The sequence below is a fragment of the Bradyrhizobium sp. Leo78 genome, from assembly GCF_059512425.1.
On the sequence record NZ_JCAMOT010000012.1, the window covers coordinates 63243 to 77851 of the forward strand.

Sequence of the window (14609 nt, forward strand, 5' to 3'; positions counted from 1 at the left end):
TCTCGCCGCTTTAACGCGTCACCTGCAGGTTCGCCAGCATCTCCTTCACCGCCCCCATTGCGGCGGCGAGCTTGTCCGGATCGCGGGAGCGGACGACCAGATTGGTGTTGGGACGCTGCTCTTCGTCCATGAATGGATAGCTGCCGATGATGGTGTCGGGATGGGCGATCGCGATCTCCTTTAAGGGTCCGCCGATGTCGCCTTCCCGCGCATTGGCGCGGACCGAATCAGAAAGCATCCGCACGCCCGACTTCAGTCGCGGCGCGACGATGTCCATCATCGCCTGCATGATGGTCGGTATGCCCGCCATCACGACGACATTGCCGAGCTTGAAACCGGGCGCGAGGATGGTCGCGCTCTGGATCAGGTCGGCCCCGTCGGGGATCCGCGCCATCCGCAGCCGCGCCTCGTTCAGATCCTGGTCGCTCCAGCGCTCGCGGAAGCGCGCCACCACCTCCGGATGGTGATCGATGCCGACTCCGAACGCCTTTGCCACGGCATCGGCGGTGATGTCGTCGTGGGTCGGGCCGATGCCGCCGGTGGTGAAGACATAGCTATAGCGATGGCGCAGCGCATTCAGGGCTGCGACAATGTCATCCTCGTCGTCGGCGACGACGCGCACTTCCTTCAGGTCGATGCCGATATTGGTCAGGTATTCGGCAATGAAGCCGATATTCTTGTCCTTGGTCCGGCCGGACAGGATCTCGTCGCCGATCACCAGAAGGCCCGCCGTGACGATCTCGCTCATGGTCTCTTCCTCACCCTTTTCCGCCCCCCAGGCCCTGCCGACGCAGCGCCTTGAAGTCGCAGGTTGTTGCTGCCGAAATAAGCAGGTGGCAGCCGGTTTTTCGAGCAGCCCCTTGAGACACCCATACCAAATGTCGCCAGCCAATGCATATCCTGCTGGCCCGCCCCTTGCTACCATCCCGGCAAGTCATGCACTGTGGCGTATGGTGTCGGAGGACGTTCAGGATTTATGGCAGTTGCATTCGATGAGATGAACGGCCAGGGCGGCACCGAAATCCGCCAAGCCTACCAGGAGCTCTCCCGCTGGCTGACGGAGACGCCCCCGGATGCGCTGGAATATCGCCGCCAGGAGGCGGAGCTCCTGTTCCGCCGCATCGGCATCACCTTTGCGGTCTATGGCGACGCCGCAGCCCAGGAGCGGCTGATCCCCTTCGACGTGATCCCCCGCATCCTGTCGGCCAGGGAATGGGCGCTGCTGGAAAAAGGGCTGAAGCAGCGCGTGCTCGCGCTCAACATGTTCCTGCGCGACATCTATCACGGCCGCGACATCCTGCGCGCCAACATCATCCCGGAAGACATGATCTTCCAGAACCCCGTCTTCCGCCCGGAGATGAACGGCCAGGACGTGCCGCACGACGTCTATGTGCATATCGCGGGCATCGATATCATCCGGACCGATCCGGAAAACTTCATCGTATTGGAGGACAACGCGCGCACGCCCTCGGGCGTATCCTACATGCTGGAAAACCGCGAGATCATGATGCGGCTGTTTCCGGACCTGTTCGCCCGCCACCGCGTCGCGCCGGTGGAGCGCTATCCGGACGAGCTGCTGGCGGCGCTGCGCTCGGTCGCGCCGCGCGGTGCCGCGGCCGAGCCGACGGTCGCGCTGATGACGCCCGGCATCTACAATTCCGCCTACTACGAACACTCTTTCCTTGCCGACAAGCTCGGCATCGAGTTGGTCGAAGGGCGCGACCTCATCGTCAAGAACGATGAAGTCTTCATGCGCACGACCGAGGGATTGAAACGCGTCGACGTGATCTACCGCCGCGTCGACGACGATTTCCTCGATCCCCTGACCTTCCGCCCGGACTCCGCGCTCGGCGTGCCCGGGCTGATGTCGGCCTATGCCGCCGGCAATATCACGCTCGCCAACGCAGTCGGGACCGGGATCGCCGACGACAAGGCGATCTATTCCTACATGCCCGACATCGTGAGATTCTATCTCTCCGAAGAGCCGATCCTGAAGAACGTGCAGACCTGGCGCTGCCGCGAGCCGCAGGATCTCGCCTATGTGCTCGACCATCTCGACGATCTCGTGGTGAAGGAAGTGCACGGCTCCGGCGGCTACGGCATGCTGATCGGACCGGCCGCGACCAAGGCAACCATCGAGGCGTTCCGCGACAAGCTCAAGCGCGAGCCTGAAGGCTTCATCGCCCAGCCTACATTGGCGCTGTCGACCTGCCCGACCTGCACCGAAAAGGGACTGGCGCCGCGCCACGTCGATCTGCGCCCGTTCGTGCTGACCGGCAGCGAGCGCGTCACCATCGTGCCGGGCGGACTGACGCGGGTGGCGCTGAAGGAAGGCTCGCTCGTGGTCAATTCCAGCCAGGGCGGCGGCACCAAGGACACCTGGATACTGGACGAGTAGAGGGTTTAGCTTTCGCATGCTGTCGCGCACCGCCGAGAACCTGTACTGGCTCGCCCGCTACGTCGAGCGCGCGGAATATCTTGCCCGCACCATCGACGCCACCTTGCGCGTCACGGCGCTGCCGGCTGCCTATATCGGCAAGACCAATGAATGGGACTCGGCGCTGCTGACAGCCGGCGTCGGCGAGAGCTTTTACGGCCATTATCAGGAAGCCAACGAGGCCAACGTCGTCGAATATCTGTCGTTCGCACCGGACAATCCCTCCTCGATCAGGAACTGCATCGAGGCGGCCCGGCTCAATGCGCGCTCGGTGCGGACAGCGCTGACCAGCGAGATGTGGGACACCATCAATTCGGCCTGGATCGAATTGCAGGCGGTGTGGTCGAAGGGCACCGGGAGCCGCGAGGACCTGGCCAAGTTCCTGCGCTTCGTGCAGGAGACGTCACTGCGTTTCGACGGCTCCGCCTATCGAACCATGCTGCGCAACGACGCCTACTGGTTCTCGCGGCTCGGCGTGCATCTGGAGCGCGCCGACAACACCGCGCGCATTCTCGACGTCAAATATCACGTGCTGCTGCCCGAGGAGGAGCATATCGGCGGCCCGCTCGACTATTATCAGTGGACCTCGATCCTGCGCTCGGTGTCGGCGCTGACGGCCTATCACTGGGTCTACCGCGAGACGCTCAAGCCCTGGCTGATCGCCGACCTCCTGATCCTCAACGACACGCTGCCGCGGTCGCTGGCAAGCTGCTACGGCAATCTGGTGCGCAATCTCGACCAGATCGGCGTCGCTTATGGGCGCCAGGGCGCCGCCCAGCGCCACGCCCGCGGCATCCGCAACCGGCTTGAGCACAGCCATATGGACGATATCTTCCAGCACGGCGTGCATGAATTCATCCAGGAGTTCATCGCAGACAATTCGCGCCTGGGTGAGATCATCACCAAGCAATATCTGATTTGATGGGCTAAGATGCCCGCAATCACACGCCCGTCAGGCCGGGCTTGTCCCGGCCATCCACGTCTTGCTATGCCGGCCAAATGACGAGGACGTGGATGCCCGGGACAACCCCGGGCATGACGATCCCAACCTGATGTTGGTACGCCATGCGCCTGCGAATTGCCCATACCACGACCTATCGCTACGAGCCCCAGGCTTCCGGCGTGATCCAGATCCTCCGGATGACGCCGACGAGCCATGACGGGCAGTATGTGGCGGACTGGCAGATCGACGTCTCGACCGACTCCAGGCTCGACGCGCATGAGGACGCGTTCGGCAATGTCACGCATGTGCTGACCCACGGCCCGCTCGCCGACCTCACCATCCATTGCGAGGGGCAAATCGAGACCCACGACACCGGCGGCGTGCTGCGCGGCACCGACGAGCGCTTTCCGCCGAGCCTGTTCCTGCGCTCGACCGCGCTGACCGAGGTCAATCCGGCGATGGCGGCCCTCACCCGCGAGTCGCGCTCGGAGGCCGATGGCGACGTGCTCGGCTTCCTGCACGCGCTGATGGTGCAGATCTATGAAGGCATGGCGTTCGACGAGGACCCGACCAACAGCGGCACCACGGCGGCGGAGGCGTTCGCGCTGAAACGCGGCGTGTGCCAGGACTACGCGCACATCTTCATCGCTTGCGCGCGCTCCGGCGGCGTGCCGGCTCGCTTCGTCTCCGGCCACTTCTTCCGTTCCGACGGCACGGTCAACCAAGCCGCCGGCCATGCCTGGGCGGAAGCCTATGTGCCCGATCTCGGCTGGATCGGTTTCGATGCCGCCAACGGCATCTGCACCACCGATGCCCACGCCCGCGTCGCCGTCGGCCTCGACTATCTCGGCGCCGCCCCGGTGCGCGGCACCCGTTATGGCGGCGGCACCGAGACGCTCACCGTCGCAGTCAAGGTCGAGCAGGCCGGCCGCCCCGGCCAGTGGCAATCGCAGTCGCAGTGAGAGACTCAAGCGGGACCTGATCGATTCGCGCATCGTCGAACTGCTCTCGCGCGACCAAAAATTCCCGCAGTTTTTGCTGGTCATTCCCGACAAGATCGCGGATGCGCGCATCGTAATACCTGCGCGCACGGCGCCGCCGTGTTCCATTCGCAACAGCGAGCGCCAATTGAGCGCGGTTGCATCGCGGCACGTCTTCTAGCGCGCGAGCCTGCATTCGAAGGATTCAACAGCGTCATCGATCAGTTAGCCGACATATTAGAAGTCTTCGAAAAAATTGTTCTGCCGCAAATTTCGAGCGATTCAAAAACGTGACAACTCGACGCGCGCTGCGTTGACACATAACACGCGTACGGCTGCGATCGTTGCGTGAGGTCAGAACATCAACTCCGCCCACGGCGTTCGCCGGATGGGGCACTGACATATGTATTGGAATACGCACGGCGTCGCGCGCCGTACTATCTCTTTTTCACCACTCACGACTTTCAAGTGTACCGCAAGCATACTGGCGTTAGGCGGCTTGCTGATCGCCGGCTCGCCGGCGGGGGCGCAGAGCGCGGGGCAATCGGGCGCATCGGCGCTACCGCCCGTCAACATCGACGCGCCTGCGCAGCGCGCGCAGCGTCCAACCCAAGTCCGGCGCAACACCGCGTCGCGGCGCGATCCTAACCAGCGGCCGAATCAACGAGCCGACCACGCGGGGGCACAACAGCAGCAGGCGACGCCCGCGCTGGTTTCGACGGCCCAGCGCGTCAACGCCGGCACCAACGGCTTCGTCGCAAGCCGCGCCTCCGGCGCCACCAAGACCGACGCGCCGATCATGTCGACGCCGGGCTCGGTCGCCGTCATCACCCGCAGCGAGATGGATGTGCGCCAGGCGCAGACCATCCGCGATCTCCTGCGCTATGCGCCCGGCGTCTATTTCAGCAACGATACCGACTTCCGCGCCCAGCCGATCAAGGCGCGCGGCTTCGACGTCGAGCAATATCTGGACGGTTTGCGCCTGCAGGGCGGGCCGTTCGGTACGCCGCGCGTCGACCCGTATCTGCTCGAGCGCGCCGAGCTCATCACCGGCCCGGCGTCGATCCTTTACGGCGCAGCTTCGCCCGGCGGCATTCTTAATCTCGTCAGCAAGCGCCCGACCGATAATCCGTTTGGCGAGATCCAGTTGCAGACGGGCACGTTCGACCGCATCCAGGGCGCGTTCGACGTCGGTGGCCCCGTGGACAAGGACAAGACCCTGCTCTACCGCGTCACCGGCATCGGGCTTAGCGCCAACACCCAGGTCGACAATATCGGCGAGGAGAAATACGCGATCGCGCCGGCCTGGACCTGGCGGCCGGATATCGACACCACCATCACCTTCCTCACGAGCTATCGGCAGGACCCGAAGGGCGGCGCCTTTGCGCTGCTGCCGATCCAGGGCACGCTGGTGCCGGGCACCTACGGGCAGATTCCCCGGAATTTCTTCGCCGGCGACTTCAACTATGAGAGCCTGAAATACAAGCAGGCGACTATCGGCTACGAATTCGAGCACCGTTTCGACGACATCTTCACGGTGCGGCAGAACGTGCGCTATCTGCACAACGAGCTCAATTATATCGAGGTGCAGCCCGGTGCGTTCACGACAACGGGCGCCGGCCCCACCCTTCGCCTGGCCGACGGCCGCACCATCACGCGAAGCTATTTCTCGACCAACGAAAACCTCAACACCTTCGCGGCCGACAACCAGCTTCAGGCCAAGTTCAACATGGGGCCGCTGCAGCACACCGTGCTCGGCGGCTTCGACTATCAGCGCTTCGACTTCAACAACCTGGCGCGCTTCGCGCCCACCAACACGCTCAACATCCTGGCGCCGAACTACACCCAGAACATCGCGGTCCCGACCACGGTGTTCCAGAACCTGGATCAGCACCTGGAGCAGCGCGGGGTCTATGTGCAGGATGAGGCGAAGCTCGGGAAGCTGACCGTGCTCGGCGGCATCCGCTACGACTGGGCCGAAGGCAATACGCTCAATCTCGGCACGCGCGTCCTCAACAATGATGAGAAGTCGAGCGGCCGTATCGGCGCGATCTACAATTTTGACGTCGGGATTGCTCCTTACGTCAGCTATTCGACCTCGTTCCAGCCAACCACCGTGGGCTCGCTGCTCAACGGTCAGCCCTACAAGCCGACCATCGGCGAGCAGATCGAGGCCGGCGTCAAGTATCAGCCGGTGGGCTACAACCTGATATTCACCGCCGCGGTCTACGACCTGAAGCAGGAGAACGTGGTGAGCGCGATTGCCGGTCCCGGCATCCCGCCCAACTCGACCGCCCAGGTCGGCGAGGTGACCTCGCGCGGTTTCGAGGGATCGGTGGTCGGAAGCCCCCTGCCCGGCCTGAGCCTGCGCGGGCAATACTCCTACCTCGACAACCGGATCACCGCGCCACTGGACGTCAATTACGGCAAGGTGCTCGCCAACACGCCGATGCACACGGCCTCGCTCTGGGCCAACTACGTCGTGCAGGATGGTCCGGCGGTCGGCTTCGGCTTCGGCGGCGGTGTCCGCTACATGAGCGAGATGTACACGACCAACGCCAACAATCTCAGGGTGCCGACTATCGTCGCAAACAGCCCCGCGCTGGCCAACATCATTCCCGCCAGCACGACCTTTGACGCGGCCCTGTCCTATGATTTCGGGATGCGGTTCAAGGAGTGGAAGGGATTGAGCGCGGCGGTGAACATCAATAACGTGTTCGACAACAGCTACGTCTCGGCCTGCACGGCCGGCGGCTGTCGCTGGGCGGTCGGCCGCACGGTGTTGGCAACAATGACCTATCGATGGTGACGGGATGACCGCGCAGTCCGTGAAATGGTGGTCGCTGGTCCATAAATGGACCAGCCTCATCTGCACGCTGTTTATGCTGATGCTGTGCATCACCGGGCTGCCGCTGATCTTTCACGACGAGATCGACGATCTTTTCGAGCCGGAAATGGTCGCGCGAGAGCTTCCACCCAACACTCCGGAGGCGTCGCTGATCAGGTTGATTGACGCGGCAAAGGCGCGCCATCCGGAACGCTACGTCCAAATCCTGAACTGGGATGACGACCACGCCAACGTCGTCAACGTCTTCATGTCGGAGACGCCGGTGCCGCCACCTGGACAGCGCTTCTTGAAGCTGTCCTTCGATTCGCGGACCGCCGAGATTCTCGGAGAAGACGCGCAGCAAGGCGGCCTGATGCGGACCATCCGCATCTTCCACCGCGACATGCTGATGGGATTGCCGGGCGAGCTGTTCCTCGGCGTCATGGGCTTGTTGTTCGTGACCGCCGTCGTCTCCGGCCTCATGCTCTACGCGCCATTCATGCGCCGGCTCGATTTCGGCGCGGTGCGACGCGCCCGCGCGCGGCGGATCAAATGGCTCGACCTGCACAATCTGATCGGCGCGGTGACGCTGGTGTGGGCGTTCGCCGTTGGCCTCACCGGCGTCATCAACACCATATCGCTGCCGCTGTTCAACGCCTGGCGCGCCCAGGTGATGCCGGAATTGATCGCGCCGCATCTCGGCAAGCCGCCGCTGCTCAAATTCGCTTCCATCGATGACGTCGTTGCCACGGCGCGCCATGCGCTCGGCGACAACACGCCCGTCAGCCTCGTGCTGCCAACCGAAGCGCGGTTCGGCACGCCGCGCCACTTCATCGTCTGGACCAAGGGGACGACGCCGATCACCTCGCGCCTGTTCACGCCGGTGCTCATCGATGCCGAGACCGCGCAACTCGTCACCGCAAAGGGATTGCCGTGGTACCTGCGGACGCTGCAGGTGTCGCGCCCGCTGCATTTCGGCGATTACGGCGGCCTGCCGCTCAAGATCATCTGGGCGCTGCTCGATCTCGCAACCATCGTCGTGCTCGCGAGCGGCATCTATCTCTGGCTCGGCAAGCGCAAGCCCGCCCGCGCCGTCTCGGCGGTCTCGCCCCGGCCGGCTGTCGCGGCGACATCCGGGCTTCCCTCGTGAAACGGCGGCATCACGTTACAACCGTAATCGAGCGCGATCTCGCTGAAACCATGCGGTAGCGCCGCGTCTCCATTCTCTCGTGCGACACCTTTGCCGCAAGAGAGATCGAGACAGATGCTCCATCAAGACCAATTTCGTGACCTTCGCACCCTGACGGCGCCGGACAGCAACAAAACGGTGCTCGCCGGCATCCGGAAATTGGCTCCCGAGATCACCGCTCGCGCCGCCGAGATCGAAGCCGCACGCTGCGTCCCGCCCGACCTGATCGATCGGCTGAAATCGATCGGTATCTTCAGGATGTTCGTGCCGAGAAGCTATGGCGGATTGGAACTTGCCCTGCCGGAAGGGTTGGAGGTCATCAGGGCTCTGGCCCGGCTTGACGGTTCGATCGGGTGGACCGCGATGGTGGCTACCGGGGGCAGCCTTTTCGCGACCTGGGCAGTACGTGAAACCTACGAGCGCATCTATCGGAATGGACCTGACGTACCCATCTGCGGATCCGCGCAGCCGGGCGGAAAAGCGGCGCCGACGGCGGGCGGCTTCCGGGTGAGCGGCCGATGGCCATTCGCGAGCGGCTGCAAGCATGCCGATTGGATGGCGGGGTTCTGCATCATCACCGACGACGACGGCAAACCGCTCCCCGGTCCGCAAGGGCAGCCGGTGGTTCGCGGCTTTGCATTGCCGGCGCAAAACTGGGAAATCGAAGATACCTGGCATGCGGCCGGTCTCAGCGGAACCGGCAGCCATCACATTGTACTGCGCGATGCACTGGTTCCCGAGGCCAACTTCTTCGATGTCGCAAACGGCACGCCCTGCGTACCGGGCCCGCTCTATCCGGCGGTGCCGCAATTGGTGCCGATGTTTCACGGTGCGAACTCCGTCGGCATTGCCGAAGGCGCCGTCGACGAATTGGTGGCGCTGGCCCATACGGGACGGCAGCAGTTCCGGGCAACCACGCCGATGCGCGACTCCGAGATATTCCAGCTCGAACTTGGCCGCATTTCCGCTGACGTCAATGCAGCGCGGGCCGTTTGCGAGACGCAGATCGCAAGCCTTTGGCACCACGCCTTGGCTGGAACGCTGAACGACGAAAGCCTCGTCGTCGAGAGCACGCAGGCCGCGACCTGGATCGCCGCCACCTGCGTCCGGATCGTCGACGCGTGTTTCGCACTTGCCGGAAGCAGCGCGGTCTATGAGACCTCGCCGCTGCAGCGGCGCTTGCGCGACATGCACGTCGCCGCCCAGCACGCCGCTGTGCAGCAACGACAGTATGTCGCGATCGGCAAACTGCTCCTGGCACGCTCGGCGCAGGATGCCGGACAGACATGATGGTGATAGGCTACGCCAAACACATATCTGTCATCACCATCTGGCTGCAGGGCATCAGGAGCGCGCATCGATCATGAATCTGAATCGACGTCACTTTGTCATCGCTGCTCTCGCCAGCCTGGCGGCACTCAACCGCGCCGCCGCTGCCGAGCGGTGGAAAAGCCTGCCTGCGACTCCGCCGCCGGTTGCGGGGCGCAGCGCGCGAGCGCAGGTGAACGGCATCAGCCTCTATTACGTCGAACTCGGCGAAGGAAGCCCGGTGCTCTTTCTCCATGGCGGGCTTTCCAACTCCGATTATTTCGGCCTGCAGGTGCCGGAGGTCGCGCGCCGGCATCGCGTCATCCTGGTCGACAGCCGCGGCCATGGCCGCAGCACGCGCAACGCGCAGCCGTTCGGATATGACCTGATGACCGATGATGTCGTCGCGCTGCTCGATCATCTGCAGATTCCGCGCGCCGCGATCATCGGCTGGAGCGACGGCGCCATCATCGGATTGGACATGGCGATGCGCCATCCCGATCGGGTCAGTCGGGTGTTTGCGTTCGGCGCCAACACCCAGACGTCAGGCTTGAAGCCTGACGTCGACAAGGACCCGACCTTCGCGCAGTTCATCGCACGCGCAAAGACCGAGTATGAGCGCCTCTCGCCGACACCTGGGGAATTCGACCAGTTCCTGCACCAGATCGAGAAGATGTGGGAGACCCAGCCGAACTGGACCGACGATCAGTTACGCGCGATCCGCGCCCCCGTGCTGATCGCGGACGGCCAGTATGACGAGGGCATCAAGCGCGAGCACACCGAATACATGGCCGCGACCATTCCGGGCGCCGGCCTGCTCATCCTCCCCAATGTCAGCCACTTCGCGTTCCTGCAGGACCCTGTGCTGTTCAACGCGGCGCTGCTCGATTTTCTGGAAGGCTAGCGGCCGTTTGCTTCACCTCTCCCGCTTGCGGGAGAGGTCGACGCGCGAAGCGCGGCGGGTGAGGGTTCTCTCCCCACGGAAAGTCCCATCGTGGAGACACCCTCACCCCGGCCCTCTCCCGCAAGCGGGAGAGGAGCGCAGCCTCCATCGCGGAGGCAACGCCGTTCCCTGGGGAATTGGGGTTGGATCACATCCCGAAATTGGCTACTAGTCTGCCACCGAGACGTTCGGACTTCGGGGACGGAAATGACCTATTGCTGCGGAATCCTGGTGCGCGACGGCCTCGTCATGATCGCCGACACCCGCACCAATGCCGGTCTCGACAATGTCTCGACCTTTCGCAAATTGCACATCTTCGCCCAGCCCGGCGAGCGGATCATGGCGGTCGCGAGCGCCGGCAATCTCGCCATCAGCCAGTCGGTGCTGTCGACGCTGACGGAGGGTATGGAAGATCCTGAAACCGGCGAGGTCGAGACGCTCCTGAACGCGCCGACCATGTTCCAGGCCGCGCAGCGCATCGGCCGCGCCATCCGCGCAGTGCACGCAACCGAAGGCGACGCGCTGAGGTCGGAAGACGTCTCTTTCGACGTCTCGTTCCTGTTCGGCGGCCAGATCAAGGGCTCGCGGATGCGGCTGTTCATGATCTACACCGCTGGCAACTTCATCGAATGCACCACCGATACGCCGTATTTGCAGATCGGCGAGCACAAATACGGCAAGCCGGTGCTCGACCGCGCCATGCATTACGACGTCGAGCTCTATGAGGCGCTGAAGACCGGATTGATCTCGATGGATTCGACGATGCGCTCCAACCTCGGCGTCGGCCTGCCGATCGACGTGCTTGTGGTGCGCAACGATGCCTGCGAGGCCGACCTCAATCATCGGATCGAGGCCGGCGAACCCTATTTCCACGATCTCCGCTCGCGCTGGTCGGCGGCGCTCCGCGCGGCGCATCAGAACATCCCGAGACCGCCGTACAAGACCGAAACCGAATCCAAGAAACAATAAGGAAGGAAACGATGGCCGAAGCAGGAAAGAGAATAGCCGTGGTCACAGGCGCCGGCACCGGCGTCGGACGCGCCGCATCGCTGGCGCTGATCAATGCCGGCTTCACCGTGGTGCTCGTCGGCCGGCGGCTGGACATGCTGCAGGAGACGCAGAAACTCGGCGGCGATGCCAGTAAGAGCCTGTGTGTGCAGGCCGACATGACCGATCCCGACTCGATCGCGGCCCTGTTCGCCAAGGTGACAGACAGCTATGGCCGGCTCGACCTGCTCTTCAACAATGCCGGCATGGGCGCGCCGCCGGTGAATTTCGAGGATTTGCCGCTGGCGCAGTGGCAGGCGGTGGTGAACACCAACCTCACCGGCCCGTTCCTGTGCACCCAGCACGCCTTCCGCATCATGAAGGACCAAACCCCGCGCGGCGGGCGCATCATCAACAACGGCTCGATCTCGGCGCACGCGCCGCGGCCGTTCTCCGCCGCCTACACCGCGACCAAGCATGCGATCACCGGCCTGACCAAGGCGTCCAACCTCGACGGCCGCATGTACGACATCGCGGTCGGCCAGATCGACATCGGCAATGCCGCGACACCAATGACCGACCGGATGGTCGACGGCGTGCTGCAGCCCGACGGCCGCAAGATGCCGGAGCCGCGGATGGACGCGAAGGCCGTCGGCGATGCGGTGGCCTATATGGCGAACCTGCCGCTCGACGCCAACGTGCTGTTCATGACGGTGATGGCCAGCAAGATGCCGTTTGTGGGACGGGGTTAGACACCCCACTCACCGTCGTTGCGAGCCAACGGGTCGCGCGAATGCGCGCCCGATGACAGGCTCCGCGAAGCAATCCATCTCTCCGCCTGCGGATACAGTGGATTGCTTCGTCGCTTTGCTCCTCGCAATGAGGTGGCGGAAGCAGCGTCCACAGAAACCACATCCACAAGACGAAGTTCACCGCACCTGAACGGAGCGGCATTGCACTTGCAGATCGTGCTGCCATAATCGTTCGGGAGATCTGTGAATGTTACAACTGCAATCGGCGTTCGGCGTGGTGGCGCTGCTTCTGATCGCCTGGGCTTTCAGCGAGAAGCGCAGCGCGGTGTCGATCCGGCAGGCGATCGTCGGCCTCATCGTGACGCTGGTCACTGCGCTGGCGCTGATCAAGGTGCCGCTGGTGGCATCGGCTTTCGGCGCCATCAACGAGGCCGTCGGCGTCATCGCCGCCGCCTCGCGTGCCGGCACCTCCTTCGTGTTCGGCTATGTCGGCGGCGCGCCGCTGCCGTTCGACCTCAAGGCGCCGGGCGCTGATTTCATCCTCGCCTTCCAGGCGCTGCCGATCGTGCTGGTCATGAGCGCGCTGACCACGCTGCTGTTCTACTGGCGCGTGCTGCCGCCGATCGTGCGCGGCATGGCCTGGCTGCTCGAACGGACGCTCGGCGTCGGCGGCGCGGTCGGGCTCTCCACCGCCGCCAACATCTTCCTCGGCATGGTGGAAGCGCCGCTGTTCATCCGGCCCTATCTGGCGCAGCTCACCCGCGCCGAACTGTTCCTGGTGATGACGGGCGGCATGGCCGGGATCGCCGGCACCGTGCTGGTGCTCTACGCCACCCTGCTGGCGCCGCTGATCCCCGATGCGGCGGCGCATTTCGTCATTGCCTCGGTGCTAGGGGCGCCGACGGCGATCCTGGTGAGCCTGATCATGGTGCCGGAGACATCAGGCGGGCGCACCGGCGGCGCGCTCGACGATCGCAGCGATCCCGAGATGCACGCGTCCTCGACGATGGATGCCATCGTCAAGGGCACCGCGGCCGGGCTTGAACTGTTGCTCAACATCGTCGCGATGCTGCTCGTGCTGGTGGCGCTGGTCTATCTCGTCAACGCGATGCTCGGGATCCTGCCGGACATCGGCGGCGCCAAGATTTCTCTGCAGCGTCTGCTCGGCTATATCATGGCCCCGGTGTGCTGGCTGATGGGCCTGCCGTGGTCGCAAGCCATCACTGCGGGCAGCCTGATGGGGACCAAGACCGTGCTGAACGAATTGATCGCGTATGTCGATCTGTCGAAGCTTCCCACCGACGCGCTGGATGCGCGCTCGCGCCTGATCATGCTCTATGCGATGTGCGGCTTCGCCAATTTCGCCAGCCTCGGCATCATGATCGGCGGCCTCAACACGATGGCGCCGACGCGGCGCGAGGAGATCAATTCGCTCGGGCTGAAGTCGATCGTATCGGGCACGCTGACAACCTGCCTGATGGGCGCGATCGTGGGGCTGTTGACGTAGCCGCTCCGTCATTCCGGGGCGATGCGAAGCATCGAACCCGGAATCCATCGGGCCGCGGGCACAAGCGGAGGAATGGATTCCGGGTTCGCGCTACGCGCGCCCCGGAATGACAGCGAGTATTACGTCGTCAACTCCACCGTCTTGAACTCAGCCGGCAGGATGATCTCGAGCAGTTCGACGTCGTCAGAATAATCGAGGATCATGTGCCTGATCTTCGGCGGCTGGGTCCAGGCGCTGCCTTGCTGCATCAACGTCTCGCCCTGCCCTTCCATGTAGGTTTTCACCCAGCCCTTGAGCACATAGACCATCTGGAACTGGACGTCGTGATAATGCAGCTTTGACACCTCTTCCGGATTGCACGGCCCGACCAGCCGGATCACATGCGCCTGCGCAAGCCCGTGCGTGGCGTCGGCAAAGCCGAGATCGCGATATTGCGCATAAGCGCGCAGCCCGTCGGCCTTGAAGTCTTCTTCGCGATGATGGCTCACCGCAATGCGTTGCTTCGGCTGCGCCTTATGTGCCGCCTTGGATACGCGGCCCTTGGACTTGATCGCCTTGCGGGCGGTGGATTTGGCGGCGGTCTTGTGGCCCGTCCATTTCTTCCGGACCGCCGTCTTGGCCGCGGGTCTTGATGTCACCTTCTTAGCCATGGCCTGCCTCCCTGTTGCAGGCGTCCGCGACGCGGACGCGTCCAGGGAACGTTACCACCGTTCCGCCCGGCAGCAATCGGTCTTCG

At 63.9% G+C, this 14609-nt stretch carries 12 protein-coding genes; 10 read left to right on the plus strand and 2 right to left on the minus strand.

Going from position 1 to position 14609, the window contains the following annotated elements; genetic code table 11:
* Positions 1-10: 10 nt before the first annotated feature.
* The gene (locus tag AC5ZG1_RS17605) at positions 11-748 is read right to left on the minus strand and encodes a competence/damage-inducible protein A (protein ID WP_028166300.1); all 738 of its coding nucleotides are present in this window, start codon (positions 746-748) and stop codon (positions 11-13) included.
* 228 nt (positions 749-976) lie between these two features.
* Here AC5ZG1_RS17605 and AC5ZG1_RS17610 point away from each other — a divergent pair, with 228 nt between their 5' ends.
* The 10 genes from AC5ZG1_RS17610 to AC5ZG1_RS17655 all read left to right on the plus strand — a co-directional run bounded on the left by AC5ZG1_RS17610 (position 977) and on the right by AC5ZG1_RS17655 (position 13873).
* A complete protein-coding gene (locus AC5ZG1_RS17610) occupies positions 977-2398 on the plus strand; it encodes a circularly permuted type 2 ATP-grasp protein (protein ID WP_130228380.1) in 1422 nt (473 codons plus the stop codon).
* 16 nt (positions 2399-2414) lie between these two features.
* A complete protein-coding gene (locus AC5ZG1_RS17615) occupies positions 2415-3359 on the plus strand; it encodes an alpha-E domain-containing protein (protein ID WP_474419163.1) in 945 nt (314 codons plus the stop codon).
* Positions 3360-3502: 143 nt separating this feature from the next.
* Positions 3503-4342, plus strand: a complete 840-nt coding sequence (locus AC5ZG1_RS17620) for a transglutaminase family protein (protein WP_130228382.1) — start codon at positions 3503-3505, stop codon at positions 4340-4342.
* A gap of 517 nt (positions 4343-4859) precedes the next feature.
* Positions 4860-7169, plus strand: a complete 2310-nt coding sequence (locus AC5ZG1_RS17625) for a TonB-dependent siderophore receptor (RefSeq protein WP_496133601.1) — start codon at positions 4860-4862, stop codon at positions 7167-7169.
* Between the two features lie 4 nt (positions 7170-7173).
* Complete coding sequence (locus AC5ZG1_RS17630; protein WP_496133602.1) at positions 7174-8337, plus strand: PepSY-associated TM helix domain-containing protein; 1164 nt, start codon at positions 7174-7176, stop codon at positions 8335-8337.
* A gap of 114 nt (positions 8338-8451) precedes the next feature.
* On the plus strand, positions 8452-9666 hold the full coding sequence (locus AC5ZG1_RS17635) for an acyl-CoA dehydrogenase family protein (protein ID WP_496133603.1): 1215 nt from the start codon (positions 8452-8454) through the stop codon (positions 9664-9666).
* Positions 9667-9739: 73 nt separating this feature from the next.
* A complete protein-coding gene (locus AC5ZG1_RS17640) occupies positions 9740-10588 on the plus strand; it encodes an alpha/beta fold hydrolase (protein WP_496133604.1) in 849 nt (282 codons plus the stop codon).
* A 246-nt stretch (positions 10589-10834) separates the two neighbouring features.
* Entirely contained in the window at positions 10835-11596 is a 762-nt protein-coding gene (locus AC5ZG1_RS17645; protein WP_496133605.1) for a proteasome-type protease, read from the plus strand.
* 11 nt (positions 11597-11607) lie between these two features.
* The gene (locus tag AC5ZG1_RS17650) at positions 11608-12366 is read left to right on the plus strand and encodes an SDR family oxidoreductase (RefSeq protein WP_028166310.1); all 759 of its coding nucleotides are present in this window, start codon (positions 11608-11610) and stop codon (positions 12364-12366) included.
* Positions 12367-12613: 247 nt separating this feature from the next.
* Positions 12614-13873: a NupC/NupG family nucleoside CNT transporter gene (locus AC5ZG1_RS17655; protein ID WP_496133606.1), complete on the plus strand. Its 1260-nt coding sequence runs from the start codon at positions 12614-12616 to the stop codon at positions 13871-13873.
* 119 nt (positions 13874-13992) lie between these two features.
* Here AC5ZG1_RS17655 and AC5ZG1_RS17660 read toward each other — a convergent pair whose 3' ends face one another.
* Positions 13993-14523: a cupin domain-containing protein gene (locus AC5ZG1_RS17660; RefSeq protein ID WP_130228390.1), complete on the minus strand. Its 531-nt coding sequence runs from the start codon at positions 14521-14523 to the stop codon at positions 13993-13995.
* Positions 14524-14609: the final 86 nt, after the last annotated feature.

Excerpts from the sequence above, each read along its gene's own strand:
- AC5ZG1_RS17605 (WP_028166300.1), bottom strand. The coding sequence starts at position 748 with ATGAGCGAGATCGTCACGGCGGGCCTTCTGGTGATCGGCGACGAGATC.
- AC5ZG1_RS17660 (WP_130228390.1), bottom strand. The coding sequence starts at position 14,523 with ATGGCTAAGAAGGTGACATCAAGACCCGCGGCCAAGACGGCGGTCCGG.
- AC5ZG1_RS17620 (WP_130228382.1), top strand. The coding sequence starts at position 3,503 with ATGCGCCTGCGAATTGCCCATACCACGACCTATCGCTACGAGCCCCAG.
- AC5ZG1_RS17610 (WP_130228380.1), top strand. The coding sequence starts at position 977 with ATGGCAGTTGCATTCGATGAGATGAACGGCCAGGGCGGCACCGAAATC.
- AC5ZG1_RS17635 (WP_496133603.1), top strand. The coding sequence starts at position 8,452 with ATGCTCCATCAAGACCAATTTCGTGACCTTCGCACCCTGACGGCGCCG.
- AC5ZG1_RS17645 (WP_496133605.1), top strand. The coding sequence starts at position 10,835 with ATGACCTATTGCTGCGGAATCCTGGTGCGCGACGGCCTCGTCATGATC.
- AC5ZG1_RS17650 (WP_028166310.1), top strand. The coding sequence starts at position 11,608 with ATGGCCGAAGCAGGAAAGAGAATAGCCGTGGTCACAGGCGCCGGCACC.
- AC5ZG1_RS17655 (WP_496133606.1), top strand. The coding sequence starts at position 12,614 with ATGTTACAACTGCAATCGGCGTTCGGCGTGGTGGCGCTGCTTCTGATC.
- AC5ZG1_RS17630 (WP_496133602.1), top strand. The coding sequence starts at position 7,174 with ATGACCGCGCAGTCCGTGAAATGGTGGTCGCTGGTCCATAAATGGACC.
- AC5ZG1_RS17640 (WP_496133604.1), top strand. The coding sequence starts at position 9,740 with ATGAATCTGAATCGACGTCACTTTGTCATCGCTGCTCTCGCCAGCCTG.
- AC5ZG1_RS17615 (WP_474419163.1), top strand. The coding sequence starts at position 2,415 with ATGCTGTCGCGCACCGCCGAGAACCTGTACTGGCTCGCCCGCTACGTC.